The sequence below is a fragment of the Caldanaerobacter sp. genome (genome assembly GCF_049701115.1).
Classification (GTDB): Bacteria; Bacillota; Thermoanaerobacteria; order Thermoanaerobacterales; family Thermoanaerobacteraceae; genus Thermoanaerobacter.
In genome coordinates this window covers 1-6,192 of the sequence record NZ_JBNATX010000062.1, presented here as the reverse complement: position 1 = coordinate 6,192, position 6,192 = coordinate 1, and the positions used below count along the sequence as shown (strand labels likewise).

Annotated in this window: 6 protein-coding genes; 5 read left to right on the top strand and 1 reads right to left on the bottom strand. The window is 35.5% G+C overall.

The annotated features are described in order from the left end of the window. Window positions 1–45: 45 nt before the first annotated feature. The gene (gene rgy / locus ACPLVE_RS10840; RefSeq protein ID WP_424611559.1) at window positions 46–3,396 is read right to left on the bottom strand and encodes a reverse gyrase; all 3,351 of its coding nucleotides are present in this window, start codon (window positions 3,394–3,396) and stop codon (window positions 46–48) included. A 154-nt stretch (window positions 3,397–3,550) separates the two neighbouring features. Between rgy and ACPLVE_RS10835 the strand changes: the two genes are divergently transcribed. The 5 genes from ACPLVE_RS10835 (at window position 3,551) to ACPLVE_RS10815 (ending at window position 6,136) form a co-directional block, all read left to right on the top strand. Next, the gene (locus ACPLVE_RS10835; protein ID WP_424611558.1) at window positions 3,551–4,324 is read left to right on the top strand and encodes a prolipoprotein diacylglyceryl transferase; all 774 of its coding nucleotides are present in this window, start codon (window positions 3,551–3,553) and stop codon (window positions 4,322–4,324) included. 67 nt (window positions 4,325–4,391) lie between these two features. Then, window positions 4,392–4,862, top strand: a complete 471-nt coding sequence (locus ACPLVE_RS10830; protein WP_424611557.1) for a GAF domain-containing protein — start codon at window positions 4,392–4,394, stop codon at window positions 4,860–4,862. A gap of 13 nt (window positions 4,863–4,875) precedes the next feature. Then, a complete protein-coding gene (locus ACPLVE_RS10825; RefSeq protein ID WP_424611556.1) occupies window positions 4,876–5,097 on the top strand; it encodes a NifU family protein in 222 nt (73 codons plus the stop codon). Between the two features lie 86 nt (window positions 5,098–5,183). Then, on the top strand, window positions 5,184–5,360 hold the full coding sequence (locus ACPLVE_RS10820; protein WP_424611555.1) for a small, acid-soluble spore protein, alpha/beta type: 177 nt from the start codon (window positions 5,184–5,186) through the stop codon (window positions 5,358–5,360). 32 nt (window positions 5,361–5,392) lie between these two features. Then, entirely contained in the window at window positions 5,393–6,136 is a 744-nt protein-coding gene (locus ACPLVE_RS10815) for an NAD-dependent protein deacylase (RefSeq protein WP_424611554.1), read from the top strand. The last annotated feature ends 56 nt before the right edge of the window (window positions 6,137–6,192 follow it).

Below are 6,192 nucleotides of genomic sequence, written 5' to 3'. Positions count from 1 at the left end.
GTACGGTGGTGTGAGAGGACGCTGAATAAAATAATTATTCAGCTCCTACTCGATTAAAAATTCTTTTACTTCATCATACAGGTTTTTTAAAACACCCTGGTAATCTTTTTCACCTTTTTCTACGGATTCCATGACTTTTTCCAATTGGCGAGTTGTGTCTTCATTTATGTAGTTCATGTAGCGATCTTTTAAATAAGAGTATACTTTTCTCCCTAAAGCTGTTGTTCTAATTCGCTTGTAAGGGTCTTCAATTACATATTTCCTTTTAAAAAGAACTTCTACTATTTTTGAATATGTGGAAGGACGACCAATGTTTCTTTTTTGCATCTCCTCTATTAAGGAAGCTTGTGTGTACAGTGGAATACTGTGGGTTACGTAATTTCGTTTTGATACGACTGTATAAATTTTTTCTTCGAAGGGTTCGTAAATTGTTATTGGGTTGTATACATTCCAGCCTTCTTCTTCCAACCTTACCGGAATCTCTTTTTCGATTTGAAAATGTTCATCACTTATTAGTATTTTCTGGATTCTAACAACTGGTGACTTCATCTGACTCGCCATAAACCTGTTAAATATCATGGAATAAACTTTTATGTGGGTAGGGCTTAAATAAGAGGCTATTTTTTCCGTAATAAATTGTATGAGTTCTTCTGAAGAAATGGGTTTTACAGGTCTTATGGCTTCATGAGCTCCTTCTTTGCTCCATTCCCTTTCCTGTAGCAAATAGTTTTTTCCAAGTTTTTCAAGGTAGGCACGTGCTATTTTTTGGCCCGTAGGAGATATTCTCACTGAGTCTGTTCTATGATAAGTTATAAAACCCAACTCGAACAAGGTTTGCAATATCTCCATTATTTGAGACACAGAGAGTTTGAACTTTGAAGATACAGCTGTCAATAATGTAGATGTGTTAAAAGGTGGTAAAGGTGGGAGTACATCTATTCTTTCTTCCAGTATTTTTACGTGCACTTTTTCTGTGTCTATATTTCCTTCTACTTCAAATTTGAATTGATTATCTAGTACTAGCTGTGTTACAGTTTTTTTGCTTTTATTGTGTTCTATTTCTTTTTCTAAAATCCAACCTAGTACAGTACTTTGTACTCTCCCTGCAGATAAGTTGAAATTTTTAAAATTTTCCTGTAGACGCATGCTTAATTCAAAACCTATCCATCTGTCTTCTACTCTTCTGACAATTTGAGATTTGACTAGATTTATATCACATTCTCTTTGATTTGCTATTGCTCTTTCAAAACCTGGTCTTGTAATCTCGTGCATTTCAATTCGACGGACATTTTTATTTACAGGTTTTATATATTGAGATATATCCCAACCAATTTTTTCTCCTTCTACATCAGGGTCTGTAGCTATTATTACCTCATCCACTTCCATTGCAATTTCTCTTAGGGCTTCTAGAATTTTCTTTTTATCATCGATTTTGTCGGAATTGCAGTAAGGACAGCGTTCAAATTCATCTGTGAACTGTGCATTACATGAGCTACAGCGTTTTATCGAATTGTAATAAGGAATAAATTTATTATCAACTATCTCAACTCCATGTAGACCTGTTTTTGTTTCTAGGTCATAGAGATGTCCTTTTGATGCAGTTAATAGTAGTATACCCTCCTGTGTGATCGATTCATGAACCGCCAGGGTGCCATATCTTCTTGTAGAGGATTTTTCCATGAATTTTGAGATGGTCTGGGCTTTTGTCGGTGATTCTACTATTATGAGTCTGGAGGTAGTATCTTTTAGAGGTTTTTCTAATAAGGAGATTTTTCTTGTCTCTTCTACTTCCTTAATCAGGTTGTTAAGCTGATCTTCTTGAACCCATTCTTCATCAGTGAGATACAAAAGTCTTTCTTTTAGGAAATCGAATAGCTGATCGTCTTCTTCGAAAAGAATAGAAATTCCCTTAGTAAGAGTTGAACCAAATATTCTGGAAGTTCTTCCTGAAGCTTGAATGTATGTATATACATCGGGTATCACTATTAGTTTCTTTTCTCTGTCAATTTTCGCATTGGAGAAGGTTTTCTCTATAAGGTTTTCCCAGGTTTCCTGGGAAATATATTTTTGGGTTATGCTTCTTAACCTTTCAGTTGACATCTTTTTCAAATCTTTAAAATATGCTTTCAATTTAGGATTGAGTTCTAAATACTCTTGAAAAATCCTTTCTGTAATAAATCTAGGAGCACTTTCTGGTTTTGTACTGAACTTAAATGAAGGAGTTCCCCAAAATACGGCGAATTTTATTCTAAGAGGTAGATCAATCCCTCTTACTAATTTTCCGTAATAGGAATATATTCCACATAAAGCTTGTAATTTTCCTTCTTTAAAGTTTTTAAAAGAATTTTCAAAATCTTCCCATGTTTTTCCCAATTTTATTCCGTGTTTTTCAAGGTAGTTTGCAATTTCTCTTCCTTCTTCTTCAGTTGCTACAAATAGAAGTATTCCATCTTTTATAAATTTTATTGTCTGCAAAAGTTTTTCGAGGGATTTTTCTTTTATCCTTATATTGGAGATGTTTCGTGCACTAGTAGTGAATCTTCCAATCTCAAATCCTAAAAGCTCTCTAAAAAGGAGAGGTTTTACACCACGAGGTTTAGCAGTAGCGGAAGATACAATAAGCTGTCCTTTTGGAGGTTTTTCTTGGATTTGAGCTTTTTCATCATGAGATGCTCTTTTCTTTAAGTTTTCCAAAGCAGATTCTATAGTTTGCTGTGGAATGCCTATCATATTAAGAAGCGCATCGATGTTCTTTGAAGATTTAAGAACGGAATCTACATCGTCCACAAACACAAGGTCAAAAATTTTTTTAGAAATTTGTTCCTTTCTTCGAGATATAAACTGAGAGGAAATGATTAGTATATCGTAGTTTTCATCATAAAAATTTATTTCAAAATTTTCTCTTTCTTTCTTTTTCATAGAAGATGTGTAAAAAAGGACTTTTACCTTATCTTCATCATCTTTTAAAAGGTCCGCTAATCTTGTAGCAGCCTGTTCTACCAGTGACAGTGTTGGGAAAATTAAAACTACTTTTCCACCTTTTTTAGCGACCCAGAGAGCTGAAATCAGACCAAAGGTCGTTTTTCCTACACCTGTAGGTGCTACAAGAGTGAAACTCTTTGAAAGAAGTAGCCTTTTAGTCCAAAAGCGCTGATATCCAGTGGGCTTTTTGCCTATCTTTCGGGTGAAGAACTTTTCAAACTGTTGATACTCCTCGATAAAATTGGAGTAATTTTCATATTTTTTTAAGGTATTGTTATTTTTTAAACCTATTAAAATGTTTTCTTCTTCACTTGGAAGACAAATTTCGCAGGGAAGTCCCTTCTCATTTCTCGTGTCTGTGTTTATTCCTCCACAATTTATGCAGGAGTGATAGTATTTTGCTCCTGTAGCCAATTCCAATGCCCCCTATTCTTTTTAAAATGTGGCATTTTTCTAATTTCTCTAATTTCCAAATATACAAGAAAACTTTGAAAAAATCAATCCTCTTGACATGGATTTAAGATGCTGTAAAATGGTATTATACGAGAAAATGTATGGGGGTAGGAAAATGGATATACCTTCACTTAGTCCATATGCTTTTAAATTTGGCCCGATTGCAGTACACTGGTATGGAATATTTATGGCTATTTCTATTGCTGTAGGCGGTTACTACATTTATAAAAGAGCTTTAAAGTTAAATTACAGCGAAGATTTTCTTTTAAACCTTTTGATGTTGGTGGTTATATTTGGAGTTATTGGTGCAAGATTGATGTTTGTGATTGCTAATTATCCAGAATGGTTCATAAAAGATCCTGTCCAGGTCTTTAAGATATACGAAGGCGGTCTTTCATGGCATGGAGCAGTGCTTGGGGGTTTTCTGGCAGGTCTTTATTATTGCAAGAAGAAAGGTATAAGAATCAATCCGTTAGAGGATTTCGCCGTAGTGGGTTTAGCTCTTGGCAACATGCTGGTGAGGGTTGGGAATATTTTTAATCATGAAGTGTTGGGAAGGCATACCGAGTTTTTCTTTGATAGGTGGCCGGCACAGCTTGTTGGTGTAGGTATTGGTGCCTTTTTACTTATAAGGTATTTTTATATAGAAAAGAAAAGGATGCCTGATGGCTATCAGTTCTGGTCATTTATATTCTACTATCAACTTCTAAGAGCCATATTTGAAGAAACTGTAAAAGATGTTCCATTAATATGGCCTGTGTATCTCAACGAAAGGTTAGGTATTGGATTTTTTACGATGACGCAGGTTGCTACTCCTTTTATACTTTTACTGGCATACTGGATGATTAAAAGGGTTTTAAATGACCCGAATCGACAGTATTACAATTGACTTTTGTTTTTATGGGCCTTTGTGGTAAAATTATTATTGACAAAATTTTTACAAAGGAGTTGTAGACATGGATAAGAAGAAAGTCTTTGAAAAGCTCACTGAGGTGATTAGGACAAAAGCAAACGAAATAGAGGATTTAAATACATTTTATGAGGAAGTTGTAAAAATTTTATCTGAAAACGTGCCTTACTATACTTGGACAGGATTCTATTTTATGGAAAACGGCGAACTGGTTATAGGACCTTATATTGGTAGACCTACAGAGCATGTAAGGATAAAAGTAGGTCAGGGAGTTTGTGGAAGAGCTGTCGCTGAAGAAAGTACTATCATAGTGGACGATGTGACTAAAGAAGACAATTATTTAGCTTGCAGTCTTGAGACGAAATCTGAAATCGTAGTGCCAATTTGGGCTAATGGTGAAATAATAGGCGAAATAGATATTGACAGTGACGATCTGGCTGCTTTTGATGAAATGGACAAAATATTTTTAGAAGGCGTAGCAGAGATTATAGGGAAGAAAGTAGAAAACCAAAGTTAAAGGAGGGATTTGTTTGAGAGAAAGAGTGGAAGAAATCTTGAACCTTATAAGACCTTCCCTTCAGGCAGATGGTGGTGACGTAGAGCTTATTGATGTTACAGAGGATGGTATTGTAAAAGTGAGGCTTACAGGGGCTTGTGGGGGATGTCCTTTTGCTACCCTTACTCTAAAGGAAGGTATTGAGAGGGCAATTAAAGAAGAAATTCCAGAGGTAAAGGAAGTTATAGCTGTTTGATTCCGGGTTTTCCCGGATTTTTTATTTTAAAAAGTTTTGGGAAAGAATAATTTATTGAGTAAATCTTATAAAAAGGAGAAGAAAACATGGAAGACAGGTTTCTGATTGAAATTTTCAAGTGGGAAGCAGCTGAAGAACTGGGTCTTTTAGAAAAAGTAAAAAAAGTTGGATGGCCTAATCTGTCGGCTCAGGAGACAGGAAAAATAGGGGTTTTGGTAAAGAGAAAAATTAGAGAAAAAATAAAAAAAGAAGGTACTGTATGATATACTAAATAGTGAAAGGGGGATTTTTCTTTATGAGAAGTGAAGATTTATTCAAAAAGGCAGCTAGTCTTATAAAGGCTTCCAAAAAGGTTATGGTATTGACAGGGGCTGGTATCTCAACGGAAAGTGGGATTCCTGATTTTAGAAGCCCTGGGACAGGTCTTTGGGAAAATATGGACCCTACAGAAATTCTTTCTACACAAGTGCTCTTTAATTATCCTGAGAAATTTTACAAGATTGGGTTTAAAATTTTGTCCTCTATGAGGAATGCAGAACCAAATGAGGCTCATTATATATTGAGTGAAATGGAGAAAAAGGGCGTGATTGCTGGTGTAATCACCCAGAATATAGATAATCTTCACCAAAAGGCGGGGTCAAAGAAAATTTATGAGGTGCACGGGAATACGAGGGAAGGAAGTTGTTTGAGGTGCGGTGAAAAAGTGAGTTTTGAGGTACTAGAGCGCAAAGTTGAAAAGGGAGAAATACCTCCTCGCTGCGATAAGTGTAACGGGATATTAAGACCGGATGTGGTTCTTTTTGGTGACCCAATGCCTTATGCATTTGATTTAGCGGTCAAAGAAGTTCAGGAAAGTGATCTTTTGATAGTAATAGGGTCATCGCTGGTGGTTGCGCCTGTAAATTTTTTACCCGGAATGGTAGATAGATTAATTATAATAAATGCTACCGAAACTCCTTACGATTACAAGGCAGACGTGGTAATAAGAGAAAAAGCCAGCTATGCGCTCCGAAATATATGGGATTTGATAAAAAATTAAAAGATAGTGTAAAATTTCAGTAGGTGATGAAGCAGGAAAATGGGGTATGGATGTAG

Coding starts and splice junctions, on each gene's coding strand:
- ACPLVE_RS10815 (WP_424611554.1), top strand. CDS start 5,393: ATGAGAAGTGAAGATTTATTCAAAAAGGCAGCTAGTCTTATAAAGGCT.
- ACPLVE_RS10830 (WP_424611557.1), top strand. CDS start 4,392: ATGGATAAGAAGAAAGTCTTTGAAAAGCTCACTGAGGTGATTAGGACA.
- ACPLVE_RS10835 (WP_424611558.1), top strand. CDS start 3,551: ATGGATATACCTTCACTTAGTCCATATGCTTTTAAATTTGGCCCGATT.
- ACPLVE_RS10820 (WP_424611555.1), top strand. CDS start 5,184: ATGGAAGACAGGTTTCTGATTGAAATTTTCAAGTGGGAAGCAGCTGAA.